Raw genomic sequence first — 15,046 nt, 5'->3', positions numbered from 1 at the left:
GTGCGTAGGTGGTGTTTCTAGGCAAATCCGGAGACACAACACTGAGACACGAGACGAACGCACTACGGTGCGGAAGCCATTGATGCCCTGCTTCCAGGAAAAGCCTCTAAGCTTCAGATTACAAGTCATCGTACCCCAAACCGACACAGGTGGTCGGGTAGAGAATACCAAGGCGCTTGAGAGAACTCGGGTGAAGGAACTAGGCAAAATAGAACCGTAACTTCGGGAGAAGGTTCGCTCTTGACAGTGAAGTCCCTTGCGGATGGAGCAGTTGGGAGTCGCAGTGACCAGATGGCTGGGACTGTTTATCAAAAACACAGCACTCTGCAAACACGAAAGTGGACGTATAGGGTGTGACACCTGCCCGGTGCCGGAAGGTTAATTGATGGGGTTAGCGCAAGCGAAGCTCTTGATCGAAGCCCCGGTAAACGGCGGCCGTAACTATAACGGTCCTAAGGTAGCGAAATTCCTTGTCGGGTAAGTTCCGACCTGCACGAATGGTGTAACCATGGCCATGCTGTCTCCACCCGAGACTCAGTGAAATCGAATTCGCCGTGAAGATGCGGTGTACCCGCGGCTAGACGGAAAGACCCCGTGAACCTTTACTACAGCTTGGCACTGAACATTGAACCTACATGTGTAGGATAGGTGGGAGGCTTTGAAGGCGTGACGCCAGTTGCGCTGGAGCCGTCCTTGAAATACCACCCTTGTATGTTTGATGTTCTAACGCAGGCCCGTGAATCCGGGTCGCGGACAGTGCCTGGTGGGTAGTTTGACTGGGGCGGTCTCCTCCCAAAGAGTAACGGAGGAGCACGAAGGTTGGCTAATCCTGGTCGGACATCAGGAGGTTAGTGCAATGGCATAAGCCAGCTTAACTGCGAGACGGACAGGTCGAGCAGGTACGAAAGTAGGTCATAGTGATCCGGTGGTTCTGAATGGAAGGGCCATCGCTCAACGGATAAAAGGTACTCCGGGGATAACAGGCTGATACCGCCCAAGAGTTCATATCGACGGCGGTGTTTGGCACCTCGATGTCGGCTCATCACATCCTGGGGCTGAAGTCGGTCCCAAGGGTATGGCTGTTCGCCATTTAAAGTGGTACGCGAGCTGGGTTCAGAACGTCGTGAGACAGTTCGGTCCCTATCTGCCGTGGGCGTTGGATGATTGAAGGGAGTTGCTCCTAGTACGAGAGGACCGGAGTGAACGAACCTCTGGTGTTCGGGTTGTCACGCCAGTGGCACTGCCCGGTAGCTAAGTTCGGAATCGATAACCGCTGAAAGCATCTAAGCGGGAAGCGAGCCCTGAGATGAGTCATCCCTGACCCCTTGAGGGTCCTAAAGGGCCGTTGGAGACCACAACGTTGATAGGTGGGGTGTGTAAGCGCGGCGACGTGTTGAGCTAACCCATACTAATTACCCGTGAGGCTTAACCATACAACACCCAAGAAGTGTTCTAAGGCTTGTAGCAGATACCGAGAACGAACAACAAAATCAGCTTTCTTAGATTGAAGAATTTGCCTGGCGGCCATAGCGCCGTGGAACCACCTGAACCCATGCCGAACTCAGAAGTGAAACGCGGTAGCGCCGATGGTAGTGTGGCATTCGCCATGCGAGAGTAGGACACTGCCAGGCACCCAACACGAGAAACCCCGCTCAGACGAGCGGGGTTTTTTATTGCCTGAAATTCGTCTTATCTCACCCCTGATATGCGCCTTCGGATGGAGAGTCTGCACTGCTTTCCACCCTGTTGTTCACTCGGCTCTCTCGTGCCGAAACCCGGCGTCAGCCCTGCAATTAGGGTTGTATCTGCCTCATAACTCGGTAGAGTAAAGGCATCTTGGGTTGGCCCGTACTCTCTCATGCAGGTTTCTTTAGTACGGATGCAACTTGGCCTGCTTTTATCAACCTTACGTCAGTGGTATCGATATGGAACAAGTAAACAAGTCCACCTTCAGCGATGTACTGGAATATGTGCGTATGTCCCGTCGTCAGAACAAGCTCAAGCGTGAAATTGCGGACAACGAGAAGAAGGTCCGTGACAACCAGAAGCGGGTGCTGCTGCTCGACAACCTGAGCGACTACATCAAACCGGGTATGAGCATCGATGAGGTGCAAGCCATCATCGCCAACATGCGGGCTGATTATGAAGAGCGTGTGGACGACCACATCATCAAGAATGCCGAGCTGTCCAAAGAGCGTAAAGAGCTGAGCACCAAACTCAAGGCAATGAGCTCCAGCAAATAAGCCTGCTCACTGTCTTCTCAAAACACCGGCCATAGGCCGGTGTTTTGCTTTCAGTCATCAGCTCGGATCTCTCACCGCGCTGCAACAATCGGCTCCCCTTTTTATGATCGCCCTGTTACCATCACTACAAAGCGGTCAATAGTTTTCAAGCCATTGACTTGAAACGACTAAGCTTGAGTGAAACACAATAAATTGCGCAACCATGGTGGGGCTGATATGGGCGCATCAGAACAGACGGATTTGAACAAAGTGGCATCTCAGGATTCATCTGTCCCAAGCGCGGACGGCAAGTACAAGCGCAAGCGTCGTTCCTGGTGGCGCTGGTTGTTCTGCTTTTTCTTTTTGCTGTGCCTGGCTGCGGTGATTGCTCTGGTCGGTTATGAGATGCAGACTTCCCGCCTGCAGTCGCAGGAGATCTCCCGCTATGCGGCCAAGCTGACCTATCAGGTCGAACCGGGCCCCAGCAAGCAGATTGCCTTCCCCGAAGACGGTCCCTTCGACAAGCGACTCGGTTATGTGCTGTTGCCCATGATGCAGGAGCGCTTGCTGCAACGGGGTTATCAGGTCAGCGAGCAGGTACATTTCTCCGACGCCTTGTATGACTACGCCAGTCGCGGCTTTTTCGTGCCTTATACCGAGAAGGTGCAAGCCGGCCTGACCCTGCACGACTGTCGGGCGGAACCCTTCTATCAATTCAAGTATCCGACCCACTATTACCCGGATTTTGCCTCCATCCCGCCGCTGGTGATCCAGTCGCTCCTGTTCATCGAGAACCGCGACCTGCTCAGCAATGAGCAGCCGCTGGCCAACCCTGCCGTGGATTGGCCCCGTTTTGCCAAGGCGGCCATGTCCCAGGTCGGCAAGGCGCTCGATATGCAGGATCAATCGGCCGGCGGCAGTACGCTGGCGACTCAGGTCGAGAAGTATCGCCACTCGCCGGATGGCCTGACGCTGTCCCCCACCGAGAAGATCCGCCAGATGGCATCCGCCAGTGTGCGGGCCTACCGGCTGGGACCCAAGACGCTGGAGGCGCGCAAGCTGGTAGCCTGGGCCTATCTCAACTCGGTCCCGCTCTCTGCGGCTCCCGGCTATGGGGAGGTGCACGGCCTGGGGGATGGTCTCTGGGTATGGTTTGGGGCCAATGTGGACGAGGTAAACCGGCTGCTGGACCCTGCGCGCAACCAGGATGCCTCGCTGGCGGAGCAGGGCCTGGCGCTGCGCCAAGTGGTTTCGCTGATGATTGCCCATCGCCGTCCCTCCTACTATCTGGCGCAGGGGCGCGATGCACTGGCGACCCTGACCGACAGCTATCTGCGGCTGTTCGTACAGGAGGGGATGATCACGCCGCCGCTGATGGAAGCCGCGCTGAAGGCCAAGATCTCGTTCCGTGATTTCCTGCAGTCCCCGGCGGTGACCAAGGTCAACAACAACAAGGGCCTGCAAGTTGCCCGCACCCGTCTCAGCCGTCAGCTCGGGGTGCAGCTCTACGATCTGGACCGGCTCGATCTGACGGCCGACACCAGCCTCAACATGCCGCTGCAAAACGAGGTCTCTCGCTACCTGCAGCAGCTGGCCGATCCGACGTTTGCAGCCCAGGTTGGGTTGTTTGGTGAGCGCCTGCTCTCGCCGGAGAAGACAGGAGACGTGAAGTACAGCTTCACGCTGTTCGAGAAGTCCCCGCAGGGCTTCAAGGTGCGGGTGCAGACCGACAACACGGATCAGCCGTTCGACATCAACGAGGGCAGCAAGCTGGAGCTGGGGTCAACCGCCAAGCTGCGGGTGCTGACTACCTACCTGGAGATCGTCTCCGAGCTGCACGACAACTACGCGGACATGTCGACCGAGAGCCTGCGCAAGATAGAGGTATCGGAGCAGGACAACATCAGCCGCTGGGCCGTCTCTTACCTGATGACCGCCAAGGACAAGAGCCTGCCCCCCATGCTGGAGGCGGCGCTCGATCGCAAATACTCCGCCAGCCCGAACGAGGGATTCTTCACTGGCGGTGGCATGCACACCTTCAACAACTTCCGGCGTGAGGACAATGGCCGCATCCCGGCCATTCGCGACGCGCTGCGCGAGTCCATCAACCTGCCGTTCGTGCGTCTGATGCGTGACATCGTCCGCTACAGCCTCTACCGGGAGGGCAACCGTGCCCAGTTGCTCAAGGATGACAAGGATCCGCGCCGTACCGAGTATCTGGCCAAGTTTGCGGATAAAGAGGGGCAGACCTATCTGCTGCGCTTCTGGCGCAAGTACCGTGGCAAGACTGCGGATGAACAGCTCGATACCTTCCTGGATGGTCTCAAGCCCAGCGCCGTGCGCCTGGCAGCCGTACACCGCTACCTGATGCCGGATGCGTCGCAGGAGACTTTCGCTGCCTTCCTGGCGAAGCGCCTGCCGCGGGAGAAGCTGAGCGATCGTCGTATCGAGCAGCTCTATACCAGCTATGGTCCCGGCAAGTATTCGCTGCCGGATCAAGGCTATATCGCCCGGGTGCACCCGCTGGAGCTGTGGCTGCTCTCCTATCTCAAGGAGTTCGACAAGGCGACCTTCGCCGATGCCGTCGAGGCGAGCCGGGACGAGCGGCAGGAGGTCTACAGCTGGCTGTTCAAGACCCGCCACCGTAGCGCCCGCGACAGCCGGATCCGCACCATGCTGGAGGTCGAGGCCTTCCTCGACATCCATCAACGCTGGGCCAGACTGGGCTACCCGTTCGATCATCTGGTGCCATCGCTGGCAACGGCCCTGGGCAGCTCGGGCGATCGCCCTGCTGCGTTGGCCGAGCTGATGGGGATCATCCAGAACGGCGGCATTCGTGCGCCGACCCTGCGCATCGAGCATCTGTCGTTTGCCAAGGGCACGCCGTTCGAAACCGAGTTCCAACCGGCGCAGACCGAGGGGACCCGGGTACTGCCGGTCGAGGTGGCCACCGCGCTGCGCAACGCACTGTCGAAGGTAGTGGAAGGGGGCACGGCCAGACGCATTGCCGGTGCCTTCGCCCTGCCGGACGGTACCGTGCTGCAGATGGGAGGCAAGACGGGGACGGGCGACAACCGGATTGAAACGGTCGGCCGCTACGGCAACGTGACCAGCTCGCTGGCTCGCAACCGGACCGCCACCTTCGTCTTCTATCTGGGAGAGGATCACTTCGGCACCCTGACGGCCTATGTGCCGGGTAGCCAGTCCGACAAGTTCCGCTTCACCTCGGCCCTGCCGGTGCAGGTGCTCAAGGGGATGGCTCCGCTGCTGATGCCGTATTTGCAGCCTGGCACTCATACCCAGTGCATGGCGGGCAGCTGACAGTTGCAGCGACACGAAAACGGGGCCATATCGGCCCCGTTTTATTTGTACTGTTCATCGCCGGTCGGCGAAGGTGAGTCATCACTTACAGCAGATCTTCGATCTCGCCGCGCAGATACTGGTACATCTCGCGATAGGCCACCGGCGGCTTGTTCAGCTCCCGCTCCTTGTTGGCGGTGCGGATCAGCTGGCGCAGCTTCTGGCGGTCCAGTTCGTGGAACTGGGACATCAGCTCGTTGAGGGCGCTGTCACCTTCATTGATCAGCCGCTCACGCCACTGTTCCAGCCGGTGCAGGCGGGCGTTCACGGTGGAGTGGCGATTCTTGATGATGGAGAGCGCCTCGACGATGGGCTCCACATCGCGGCTGCGCATCAACCGGCCGATGAACTGCAGGTGGCGACGGAAAGACTCGTCTTTCTTCGGCTTGAGCTTGCGGCCCAGCTCGACCGCTTCGGCCAGCTCTTCATCCAGCGGGATCTTCTCCAGCTCGCTGTGGCTGAGGGAGACGATCTCTTCCCCCATCTTCTGCAAGGCTTCGGCATCGCGCTTGAGCTGGCTTTTGCTGGGGCCCCAGTCTTCCCACTCGTTGTCGTCTTGATATTGACTCATCGGTCTCTTGATTCCTGTCATTCACGTTTGGTGGATATGTTACCAGCTTCTCCCGCTGGGCGCAGGGGTCTGATATGCTTAGCCCCTTTCCTTCCTTCATACAGATGTGAGTTATGGATCAGCAAGACCAAATCCGCCAGGATCAAGCCCATCTTGAAGCCGTAGTTGCCGAGGCCCTGGAGATTGCCAAGGGACTGGGCGCCGGGCTTGCCGAAGTCTCCATCAGCAAGCAGACCGGGTTGTCGGTGAACACCCGGGGTTGTGAACTGGAAAGCATCGAATTCAACAAGGACGGGGCGCTCGGCATCGCCGTCTATCGCGATGGCTGCAAGGGTTCCTCCTCCACCACGGATCTGAGCCCGTCGGCCATTCGTGCCGCCGTCGAAGCGGCCATGGAGATTGCCCGCCACACCTCGCCGGATGCTTGCGCCGGTCTGGCGGATGCCGAGCTGCTGGCCTGGGACGCCCCGGATCTGCAACTGTGTCATCCGATCGAGCTGGATCCGCAGCGCGGCATCGAACTGGCCATCGAGTGTGAGCGACTGGCGCTGGGCCGCGATGCCCGCATCAAGCACTCCGACGGCGCCGGTTTCTCCAGTCACCTCGGCATCAAGGTGTATGGCAACAGCCATGGCTTCGTCAAAGGCTACGCAGCATCGCGCAACTCCCTGAGCTGCGTGCTGATCGGCGAGCAGGACGGCGACATGCAGCGCGATTACGGCTACTCCTCCAGCCGTACCCTGGACGGGCTCTGGAGCCCGCAGCGCATCGCCGACGAGGCGGTGGAGCGCACCCTCTCTCGCCTGGGGGCCCGCAAGATCAGCACTCGCCACGCTCCCGTGCTGTTCCATCCCGATACGGCGGCCGGTCTGTGGGGTCATCTGGTGATGGCCATCAGCGGTGGCAATCTCTACCGCAAGTCGAGCTTTCTGCTGGACAAGCTGGGCAAGCAGATCCTGCCCGAGTGGCTCACCATCCAGGAGTTCCCCCACCTGCTGGGGGGGCTCGCCAGCACCCCGTTCGATGGCGAAGGCGTGCTGACCCGCGACATGGACATAGTGCGCAATGGCGAGCTGATGAGCTGGCTGCTTACCTCCTACTCCGCCCGCAAGCTGGGGCTCACCACCACGGGCCACGCCGGCGGCATCCACAACTGGCAGGTCTCCAGCACCGGTCAGGATTTCAATGGCATGCTCAAGGAGATGGGCACCGGCCTGCTGGTGACCGAGCTGATGGGGCAGGGGGTCAACATCGTCAATGGCGACTACTCCCGCGGTGCTGCCGGTTTCTGGGTGGAGAACGGCGAGATAGCCTATCCGGTCGAAGAGATCACCATCGCCGGCAATCTGGCCGAGATGTTCAGCCATATCGTGGCGGTGGGCAGCGACGAAGATGAGCGCTCCAGCCTCAAGACCGGCTCGGTGCTGGTCGAGAGCATGAAGCTGGCCGGCCACTGATCCCGGCATCAGCGGATTGCAGCCATGAAAAAGGCCCCACGCAGTGCGAGGGGCCTTTTTGTATCGGCGTGCTCAGGGGCGGCAATCAGCCCTTGATGCGCTCGATGCGACCGCCGAGGCCTTGCAGCTTGTGTTCGATGTCTTCGTAGCCACGGTCGATGTGGTAGATGCGATCGACGATGGTGGAGCCTTCGGCGACGAAGCCGGCCAGCACCAGACTGGCGGAGGCGCGCAGGTCGGTCGCCATCACCTGGGCACCTTTGAGCTGCTGGGTGTCGCGGCAGATGGCCACATTGCCCTGCAGTTCGATGTCGGCGCCCATCCGCACCAGCTCGGGTACGTGCATGAAGCGGTTCTCGAAGATGGTCTCGGTGACCATGCCGGTGCCCTTGGCCACCGCGTTCAGCACGGTGAACTGGGCCTGCATGTCGGTCGGGAAGGCCGGGTAGGGGGCGGTCTTGATGGTGACCGGCTTGAGGGTACGACCGGTCATGTCGAGGGTGATCCAGTCTTCCCCTTTCTCAATCAGGGCGCCAGCCTCTTCCAGCTTGACCAGTACCGCTTCCAGCAGGGTCGGGTCGGTCTTGCGGCAGGTGATCTTGCCGCCGGTGACCGCTGCGCCCACCAGGAAGGTACCGGTTTCGATACGGTCGGGCTGGACGCTGTAGCTGCCGCCATGCAGACGCTCGACACCGTCGATGGTCAGGGTGTCGGTGCCCGCACCCTGGATCTTGGCGCCCAGCGCGTTGAGGAAGTTGGCCAGATCGACCACTTCCGGCTCGCGCGCGGCGTTTTCGATCACGGTGCGGCCATCAGCCAGGGTGGCGGCCATCATCAGGTTTTCGGTACCGGTGACGGAGACCATGTCCATCAGGATGTGGGCACCTTTCAGGCGGCCGTCGACACGAGCCTTGATGTAACCATCCTCGATGGCAATCTTGGCACCCATCAGCTCCAGACCGTGCACGTGCAGGTTGACCGGACGGGCACCGATGGCGCAACCGCCGGGCAGGGAGACGTCAGCCGCGCCAAAACGGGCAGCCAGCGGGCCCAGCGCCAGGATGGAGGCGCGCATGGTCTTCACCAGCTCGTAGGGGGCGACATGGTTGTTCACCGCACCGGTCAGCACGGTGACGTTGCCGTTCACCTTGGTGGTGGCGCCCAGCATCTCCAGCAGCTTGATGGTGGTGCCCACGTCTTTCAGACGCGGCACGTTGGAGAGGTGGATCTCCTCATCACACAGCAGGGTGGCGAACAGGATCGGCAGAGCGGCGTTCTTGGCGCCAGAGATGGTCACTTCGCCGTTGAGAGTACAACGACCATCGATCTTGAATTTGTCCATTTACGTTTGATACCAAATCAGGAGGGCAGTAGGAATTTACGTTCGCGTTTCCACTCGGCATCGGTAAAAGCCTTGATGGAGAGTGCGTGAATGGCGTTGCTGGCGATCTTGTCCATCAGTGGGGCATAGATGGCCTGTTGCTTCTTGACCCGGCTCATGCCGTCAAACATGTCGCCGACGGCGATCACTTGGTAGTGACTGCCGTCCCCTTTGACATGGACTTCGGACAATGGCAGAGCCTCGAGGAGTATCGCTTCAATTTCAGAGACTTGCATTATGCGTCCTCAGTTGTGAGCGGGGTTGACTGAAACAATCCGGCCACCCCGTAGAGGTTGGCCAGGGTATAAAAATCAGTGGAGGCGCCCACCAGTTGCGGTGTGGCGCCTCGTGCCAGAGCGGCTTTGGCCCATTTGACCAGCAGGGCAAGCCCTGCCGAATCCAGGGTGCTGACATCGCTAAGCTCGATCTGGTCTTCTTGCCACCAGTCGGCTCGCCGTTGCCACAACTCAACGACCTGGGCCGCCTGCAGCTCGCCGCTCAGTCTCATTTCTTGAGTACCAGCGGCTTGGCATTGTGGGCGCGCAGCTGGGCGATCACCGCATCGATGCCGTTCTGGCGGATGAGGCCGCCCAGCTCGTTCTGCTTGGCAGAGAGCAGGCTGATCCCTTCGGCGACCATGTCGAAGGCTTTCCATTCGCCGGTCTTGTTGTTCTTGCGCAGCTTGAACTCGAGGAAGATGTCCGGCTTGCCGGCCTCTTTCACGCTGACGTTGACGGCGGTGATGTTGCTGTCACCGGCGGCCTTGCCCGGCTCGACCTTGACGGTCTGCTTGTCGAAGTGGGCCAGGGCGTCGGCGTAGGAACTCACCATGTACTCGGTGAACACCTCGACGAAGGCGTCACGTTGGGCCGGGGTAGTCTGCTTGATCTGGTTGCCGAGCACCTTGTAGGCGGCGAAGCGGTTGTCCACGTAGGGCAGCAGCTCTTCGCGGATGATTACCCTCAGGTGGTCCGGATTGCTCTTCACCTGGGCCTGATCGGCCTTCAGGCGGGCGAAGGTCTGCTTGGCCGCCTGATCCACCAGGGCATAGGGATCGGTGGCATCGGTGGCTTGCGCGGTCAGGGAAAACAGCATGCTGGTCATCAGGCCCAGCAGCAGGGCGATCTTCTTGAACATGGTTACTCCTTACTTGCTGTCTGATTTGGTGTCGGAAGACTGGCTGTAGAGGAACTTGCCAATCAGGTCTTCCAGCACAATGGCGGATTTGGTGTCTTCAATCATGTCGCCATCCTTGAGCATGCTGGTGCCCATCTCCTCATCGGTAAAGCCGGGCATCAGGCCTATATATTGCTCGCCGAGCAGCCCCGAAGTCAGGATGGAGAGGGTACTGGTCTCGGAGAACTCACCGGCGCTCTTCTGCATCTGCAGAGAGACGATCGGCACCTGGCTCTTGGCGTCCAGAGTGATGTCGCTGACCCGACCGACCACCACGCCGCCCACCTTGACCGGTGAGCGCACTTTCAGGCCGCCGATATTATCGAAATGGGCGCGCAGGGTATAGGTTTCTCCTTCCGGTTTGAAACTCAAACCTGCCACTTGCAGTGCCAACGCCAGAATGGCACCGATGCCGGCCAGCATGAAAGCGCCAACCAGGAATTCTACTTTGCTGAACTTCATCTTTACCTTATCCAAACATGACTGCGGTGAGTATAAAATCCAGGCCGAGCACGGCCAGGGAGGAGTGGACCACGGTACGGGTCGTGGCCTGACTAATCCCGGCCGAGGTCGGCTTGGCATCATAACCGTTAAAGAGCGCAATCCAGGTGACCACCAGGGCAAAGATCAGGCTCTTGATGGCGCCCTGCATGATGTCATCCTGCCAGTCGACGGAGGCCTGCATGGCGGACCAGAAGCTGCCTTCATCCACCCCCAGCCAGTCCACACCGACCAGCTTGCCGCCGAAGATGCCGATCAGGCTGAACATGAAGGCCAGCAGCGGCATGCTGATGACCCCGGCCCAGAAGCGCGGCGCGACCACCCGGCGCAGCGGATCCACCGCCATCATCTCCAGGCTGGAGAGCTGTTCGGTGGCCTTCATCAGGCCGATCTCGGCGGTGAGGGCCGAGCCGGCGCGGCCGGCAAACAGCAGCGCGGTCACCACGGGGCCCAGCTCCCGCAGCAGAGAGAGGGAGACCAGCGGCCCCAGACTCTGCTCGGCACCGAAGTCTTTCAGTACGTTGTAGCCCTGCAACGAGAGCACCATGCCGATGAACAGGCCCGACACCAGAATGATGGCGACCGACTGCACCCCGACCACATACAACTGCTGCACCAGCAGCGGAAAGTGCTTGCGCGGTGCGGGTTTGCCCGCCAACGCGTGAAACAACATGATGGTGGCGCGGCCGATGGCGCTGATGAATCGCACCCCGCTTCGCCCCAGTTTGCTTACCTGGCTTGTCAACATCAGAGATCCTGTAGCAGGTCGCCTGCCGGAAAATGAAACGGAACAGGACCGTCGGGCAATCCTTTCAGGAACTGCTCGACCTCGGGATTGTGCTCCTCGCGCAGCTGTGCTGGCGTGCCGTGCGCCACCACCTTGCGGTTGGCGATGATATAGGCGTAGTCGGCAATGCTGAGCACCTCTTTCACGTCGTGGGTGACGATGACGGAGGTGATGCCGAGGGCATCGTTCATATCCTTGATGAGCTTCACCAGCACCGCCATGGTGATGGGGTCCTGGCCGACGAACGGCTCGTCATACATGATGAGGTCCGGATCCAGCGCGATGGAACGGGCCAGCGCCGCGCGCCGGGCCATGCCGCCGGAGAGCTCGGACGGCATCAGTCTTGCCGCGCCGCGCAGGCCCACCGCCTGCAGCTTCATCATGACGATGGTGTGTATCAGCTCCTCGGGCAGGCCGGAGTGCTCGCGCAGCGGGAAGGCCACGTTGTCGTACACCGTCATGCCGGTAAACAGGGCGCCGCTCTGGAACAGCATGCTCATCCGCTTGCGCACCTCGTACAGGCGCGAGCGGGAGAGGGTGGGGATATCTTCCCCATCAAACAGGATATGACCGGATTCGGGCTTGAGCTGGCCGCCGATCAACCGCAGCAAGGTGGTCTTGCCGATGCCGCTGGGGCCCATGACCGCAGTGACCTTGCCACGGGGAATGGTCAGGTTTATCCCGTCGTATAACAGCCGATCTCCGTGACTGAAGGTCAGGTCGGAGATGGTGATCAGGTCATCGTTCAAACAATTGTCCATCCGGTGTAAATGAAGAGCGAATTTTATGGGCTAGTCTAGGTCTAAGCAACAGCAAGGAACAACTATTGAACAGCCTGCCTGTCCAGACGCGCGACAGTTTTTTGTAACCAATTGTCTCTCTTTTCAGGTCGGGAAGTATCCGATTCGCTTATCTCGACAGACTTTTTTATAATCCCGCAGCAAATTTCAGCCCGGAGCTGTGCCTTTATGTCTGTAAAGTCTGAAAAAGTGTCTGAACTGTTCGATTTTCGTCGCAGCGCCCGTACCGTGCTGGACATCGAGAAACAAGCGATTGATGGACTCTACCAGTACCTGAACGATGCCTTCGATCAGGCGTGCGAGATGATACTGCGCTGCAGTGGCAAGATAGTGGTCACCGGCATGGGCAAGTCAGGTCATGTCGGAAGCAAGATTGCGGCCACCCTGGCCAGCACCGGCACTCCCGCCTTCTTCCTCCATCCGGGTGAAGCCAGCCACGGCGATCTGGGGATGATCTCCGGCGGCGATCTCATCATCGCCATCTCCAACTCCGGCGAGAGCGACGAGATCCTGGCCCTGTTGCCGGTCCTCAAGCGCCGCGGCATCCCGCTCATCTGCATGACCGGCAACCCGGCCTCCACCATGGCGAAAGAAGCCAATGTGCACCTGTGCATCAAGGTAGAGAAAGAAGCCTGCCCGCTGGGGCTGGCGCCTACGTCCAGTACCACAGCGACCCTGGTGATGGGCGATGCGCTGGCGGTGGCCCTGCTGGAAGCCCGCGGCTTTACCGCCGACGATTTTGCCCTCTCTCACCCGGGCGGTTCCCTTGGCAAGCGACTGCTGCTGCGGGTCGGTGATCTGATGCACAGCGGTGAGCTGTTGCCCCAGGTGGGGATAGATGCCACCATCAGCCAGGCACTGCTGGAAGTGAGCCGCAAGGGGCTCGGCATGACGGCCGTTGCCGATGCCGATGGCCGCCTGGCCGGCCTGTTCACCGATGGCGACCTGCGCCGCATTCTGGACCTGCAGGTGGATATCCACCACACCCCGATCAGCCGCGTGATGACGGTCAACTGTGTTACCGTGGGACCAGAGATGATGGCAGCCGAGGCCGTCAAACTGATGGAAACCAGAAAGATCAACGGATTACTGGTTGTGGATGGCGACAAGCGCCCGCTGGGTGCCTTCAACATGCATGACCTGCTGAAAGCCGGAGTAATTTGATGCAAAACGTACCGACCCTCTATGGTCCGGTGACGCGCAGCCAGTTTGAGAAGGCGGCGCAGATCCGCCTGCTGGTGTGCGATGTGGACGGGGTGCTCTCCAACGGCCTCATCTACATGGGAAATGACGGCGAAGAGCTGAAGACCTTCTGTACCCGCGACGGTGCCGGCATGCGGGCGCTGCTCAACGCCGGGATCGAGATTGCCATCATCACCGGGCGCAACTCCCGCATCGTCAGCGATCGGATGAAGAGCCTGGGGGTGCAGCATCTGGTGCAGGGGGCGGATCAGAAGCTGCCTCACTTCGAGGCGCTGCTGGCCAAGCTGGCACTGACCCCCGAGCAGGCGGCCTATATCGGCGATGACACCATCGATCTGCCGGTGATGCAGGTCTGTGGTCTCGGCATCGCCGTGGCCGATGCCCATCCGCTGGTGCTGGCGCGGGCCGACATGGTGACCCGGCTGGCCGGCGGTGTTGGCGCGGTGCGCGAGGTGTGCGATCTCATTTTGCAGGCCCAGGGGCTGGGTGACTATCAGCCAGAGGCCTCGGTATGAGCAGACAGACCCTGTTGTTCGCCCTGCTGTTCCTGGTTGCGTTGACCGCCTGGCAGCTCGGCGACATCGAACTGGCGCCGGAGCCGACCACCAAGGTGGAGAATTATCAGCCGGACTTCACCGCCAAGAATCTGGTGACGACCCGCTTCGATGTCGAAGGCCGTCGCACCGAGCGGCTGGAGTCCCGCTACGCGGAGTACTACCAGATCCTCGAGCAGGCCACCTTTGACAAGCCGGTGGTCTATATGTTCGACAAGCAGGGCGAGCCCGAGTGGAAGGTTACTGCCGATACCGGCGTGCTCAACACCGATGACAACGTGATCCTGCGGGACAAGGTGCATCTGGACGGCTTGTTGCCCACCTCTTTCATCTCCACGCTGGATACCCCCTATCTGGAGCTGGATCTGGTGACCCAGAACGTGAGAAGCAATCAGCAGGTCAGCATAGTGGGTAAGGATTTCCAGACCGAGGGCGTCGGCCTGAAGGGTCATCTGGAACGCAAATATTTTGAATTACTGGATCAGGGCCATGCCATCTATTTCAATGAAAAACGCTAATCTGGCCCTCGCGGCCCTGCTGCTGTGCGGCACCGTGAGCGCCAAAGAGTCCGACTTTGCCGAGAAGGTCTATGTGGATGCGGTCAAGCAGGTGGCCGAGATGCAGGACAACCGCATCACCTTCGAACAGGATGTGACCATCACTCAGGGCACCATCAAGATCAAGGCGGACAAGGTGGTGGTGATCCGCTCCGGCGAGAAGGGTGCCGAGGTGATGACGGCCTATGGCAAGCCCGCCACCTTCTTCCAGATCCTGGACAACGGCAAGCCGGTCAATGCCCATGGCAACAGCATCCGCTATGAGCTGAAGAACCGGCTGGTGACCATCACCGGCAACGGTCAGCTCAAGCAGGAAGACAGCCAGGTCAATGGCGACCTGATCCGTTACGACATCGTCAAACAGAAGATGATTGCCGAGAGCAAGACCCCGAACCAGCGGGTCAAGACGGTGTTCCTGCCGGATCAGGTAGAGAATTTCGACAAGCCGGCCGATCAGAAGAAGCAGGGAAAATAAAC

General features: G+C 59.9%; 15 protein-coding genes and 2 rRNA genes (1 of these 17 only partly in view). 9 read left to right on the top strand and 8 right to left on the bottom strand.

Annotated elements, in window-relative coordinates; all coding sequences use genetic code 11:
* From E5E96_RS05410 to E5E96_RS05395, 4 genes are all read left to right on the top strand, one after another.
* Window positions 1–1,433, top strand: a 23S ribosomal RNA gene (locus E5E96_RS05410); it begins 1,456 nt to the left of the window's first position.
* Between the two features lie 83 nt (window positions 1,434–1,516).
* Window positions 1,517–1,631, top strand: a 5S ribosomal RNA gene (gene rrf, locus E5E96_RS05405).
* A 294-nt stretch (window positions 1,632–1,925) separates the two neighbouring features.
* Window positions 1,926–2,243, top strand: a complete 318-nt coding sequence (tmaR, locus tag E5E96_RS05400; protein ID WP_016352207.1) for a PTS system regulator TmaR — start codon at window positions 1,926–1,928, stop codon at window positions 2,241–2,243.
* A 216-nt stretch (window positions 2,244–2,459) separates the two neighbouring features.
* Window positions 2,460–5,543: a transglycosylase domain-containing protein gene (locus tag E5E96_RS05395; protein WP_171281687.1), complete on the top strand. Its 3,084-nt coding sequence runs from the start codon at window positions 2,460–2,462 to the stop codon at window positions 5,541–5,543.
* Window positions 5,544–5,628: 85 nt separating this feature from the next.
* On the opposite strand, the gene yjgA is transcribed toward E5E96_RS05395, so the two are convergent.
* On the bottom strand, window positions 5,629–6,153 hold the full coding sequence (gene yjgA, locus E5E96_RS05390; protein ID WP_010635921.1) for a ribosome biogenesis factor YjgA: 525 nt from the start codon (window positions 6,151–6,153) through the stop codon (window positions 5,629–5,631).
* Window positions 6,154–6,266: 113 nt separating this feature from the next.
* Here yjgA and pmbA point away from each other — a divergent pair, with 113 nt between their 5' ends.
* Entirely contained in the window at window positions 6,267–7,610 is a 1,344-nt protein-coding gene (pmbA, locus tag E5E96_RS05385) for a metalloprotease PmbA (protein ID WP_135318854.1), read from the top strand.
* An 85-nt stretch (window positions 7,611–7,695) separates the two neighbouring features.
* On the opposite strand, the gene murA is transcribed toward pmbA, so the two are convergent.
* The 7 genes from murA to mlaF are packed head-to-tail and all read right to left on the bottom strand — an operon-like array spanning window position 7,696 to window position 12,216.
* Window positions 7,696–8,952 (bottom strand): UDP-N-acetylglucosamine 1-carboxyvinyltransferase, encoded by a 1,257-nt coding sequence (gene murA, locus E5E96_RS05380; RefSeq protein WP_011707623.1) that lies wholly within the window; start codon window positions 8,950–8,952, stop codon window positions 7,696–7,698.
* A 17-nt stretch (window positions 8,953–8,969) separates the two neighbouring features.
* The gene (gene ibaG / locus E5E96_RS05375) at window positions 8,970–9,227 is read right to left on the bottom strand and encodes a BolA family iron metabolism protein IbaG (protein WP_005306001.1); all 258 of its coding nucleotides are present in this window, start codon (window positions 9,225–9,227) and stop codon (window positions 8,970–8,972) included.
* Window positions 9,227–9,499 carry a lipid asymmetry maintenance protein MlaB gene (locus E5E96_RS05370; RefSeq protein WP_017409366.1) on the bottom strand — a complete coding sequence of 91 codons (273 nt, stop codon included), beginning with the start codon at window positions 9,497–9,499 and terminating at the stop codon, window positions 9,227–9,229. The genes ibaG and E5E96_RS05370 overlap by 1 nt, the downstream gene beginning before the upstream one ends.
* Window positions 9,496–10,128 (bottom strand): phospholipid-binding protein MlaC, encoded by a 633-nt coding sequence (mlaC, locus tag E5E96_RS05365; RefSeq protein WP_011707621.1) that lies wholly within the window; start codon window positions 10,126–10,128, stop codon window positions 9,496–9,498. Before mlaC ends, E5E96_RS05370 begins: the two co-directional genes overlap by 4 nt.
* Before the next feature lie 9 nt (window positions 10,129–10,137).
* Window positions 10,138–10,629 (bottom strand): outer membrane lipid asymmetry maintenance protein MlaD, encoded by a 492-nt coding sequence (gene mlaD, locus E5E96_RS05360; RefSeq protein ID WP_011707620.1) that lies wholly within the window; start codon window positions 10,627–10,629, stop codon window positions 10,138–10,140.
* Between the two features lie 7 nt (window positions 10,630–10,636).
* Complete coding sequence (gene mlaE / locus E5E96_RS05355; RefSeq protein WP_011707619.1) at window positions 10,637–11,416, bottom strand: lipid asymmetry maintenance ABC transporter permease subunit MlaE; 780 nt, start codon at window positions 11,414–11,416, stop codon at window positions 10,637–10,639.
* Window positions 11,416–12,216 (bottom strand): phospholipid ABC transporter ATP-binding protein MlaF, encoded by an 801-nt coding sequence (mlaF, locus tag E5E96_RS05350; protein ID WP_011707618.1) that lies wholly within the window; start codon window positions 12,214–12,216, stop codon window positions 11,416–11,418. Before mlaF ends, mlaE begins: the two co-directional genes overlap by 1 nt.
* A 207-nt stretch (window positions 12,217–12,423) precedes the next feature.
* Here mlaF and E5E96_RS05345 point away from each other — a divergent pair, with 207 nt between their 5' ends.
* The 4 genes from E5E96_RS05345 to lptA are packed head-to-tail and all read left to right on the top strand — an operon-like array spanning window position 12,424 to window position 15,044.
* The gene (locus tag E5E96_RS05345; RefSeq protein ID WP_017409369.1) at window positions 12,424–13,419 is read left to right on the top strand and encodes a KpsF/GutQ family sugar-phosphate isomerase; all 996 of its coding nucleotides are present in this window, start codon (window positions 12,424–12,426) and stop codon (window positions 13,417–13,419) included.
* Window positions 13,419–13,973, top strand: coding sequence for a 3-deoxy-manno-octulosonate-8-phosphatase KdsC (gene kdsC / locus E5E96_RS05340; protein WP_168754623.1), 555 nt, complete (start codon window positions 13,419–13,421; stop codon window positions 13,971–13,973). The genes E5E96_RS05345 and kdsC overlap by 1 nt, the downstream gene beginning before the upstream one ends.
* Complete coding sequence (lptC, locus tag E5E96_RS05335) at window positions 13,970–14,530, top strand: LPS export ABC transporter periplasmic protein LptC (protein WP_171281686.1); 561 nt, start codon at window positions 13,970–13,972, stop codon at window positions 14,528–14,530. The genes kdsC and lptC overlap by 4 nt, the downstream gene beginning before the upstream one ends.
* Window positions 14,517–15,044: a lipopolysaccharide transport periplasmic protein LptA gene (lptA, locus tag E5E96_RS05330; protein WP_016352198.1), complete on the top strand. Its 528-nt coding sequence runs from the start codon at window positions 14,517–14,519 to the stop codon at window positions 15,042–15,044. The genes lptC and lptA overlap by 14 nt, the downstream gene beginning before the upstream one ends.
* The last annotated feature ends 2 nt before the right edge of the window (window positions 15,045–15,046 follow it).

This window comes from Aeromonas sp. 1805, from assembly GCF_013085525.1.
GTDB classification, from domain to species: domain Bacteria; phylum Pseudomonadota; class Gammaproteobacteria; order Enterobacterales; family Aeromonadaceae; genus Aeromonas; species Aeromonas hydrophila.
The sequence above is the reverse complement of the archived record's forward strand: the minus strand, read 5'-3'. Positions and strand labels throughout refer to the sequence as shown.

Excerpts from the sequence above, each read along its gene's own strand:
- tmaR (WP_016352207.1), top strand. The coding sequence starts at position 1,926 with ATGGAACAAGTAAACAAGTCCACCTTCAGCGATGTACTGGAATATGTG.
- E5E96_RS05395 (WP_171281687.1), top strand. The coding sequence starts at position 2,460 with ATGGGCGCATCAGAACAGACGGATTTGAACAAAGTGGCATCTCAGGAT.
- yjgA (WP_010635921.1), bottom strand. The coding sequence starts at position 6,153 with ATGAGTCAATATCAAGACGACAACGAGTGGGAAGACTGGGGCCCCAGC.
- pmbA (WP_135318854.1), top strand. The coding sequence starts at position 6,267 with ATGGATCAGCAAGACCAAATCCGCCAGGATCAAGCCCATCTTGAAGCC.
- murA (WP_011707623.1), bottom strand. The coding sequence starts at position 8,952 with ATGGACAAATTCAAGATCGATGGTCGTTGTACTCTCAACGGCGAAGTG.
- ibaG (WP_005306001.1), bottom strand. The coding sequence starts at position 9,227 with ATGCAAGTCTCTGAAATTGAAGCGATACTCCTCGAGGCTCTGCCATTG.
- E5E96_RS05370 (WP_017409366.1), bottom strand. The coding sequence starts at position 9,499 with ATGAGACTGAGCGGCGAGCTGCAGGCGGCCCAGGTCGTTGAGTTGTGG.
- mlaC (WP_011707621.1), bottom strand. The coding sequence starts at position 10,128 with ATGTTCAAGAAGATCGCCCTGCTGCTGGGCCTGATGACCAGCATGCTG.
- mlaD (WP_011707620.1), bottom strand. The coding sequence starts at position 10,629 with ATGAAGTTCAGCAAAGTAGAATTCCTGGTTGGCGCTTTCATGCTGGCC.
- mlaE (WP_011707619.1), bottom strand. The coding sequence starts at position 11,416 with ATGTTGACAAGCCAGGTAAGCAAACTGGGGCGAAGCGGGGTGCGATTC.
- mlaF (WP_011707618.1), bottom strand. The coding sequence starts at position 12,216 with ATGGACAATTGTTTGAACGATGACCTGATCACCATCTCCGACCTGACC.
- E5E96_RS05345 (WP_017409369.1), top strand. The coding sequence starts at position 12,424 with ATGTCTGTAAAGTCTGAAAAAGTGTCTGAACTGTTCGATTTTCGTCGC.
- kdsC (WP_168754623.1), top strand. The coding sequence starts at position 13,419 with ATGCAAAACGTACCGACCCTCTATGGTCCGGTGACGCGCAGCCAGTTT.
- lptC (WP_171281686.1), top strand. The coding sequence starts at position 13,970 with ATGAGCAGACAGACCCTGTTGTTCGCCCTGCTGTTCCTGGTTGCGTTG.
- lptA (WP_016352198.1), top strand. The coding sequence starts at position 14,517 with ATGAAAAACGCTAATCTGGCCCTCGCGGCCCTGCTGCTGTGCGGCACC.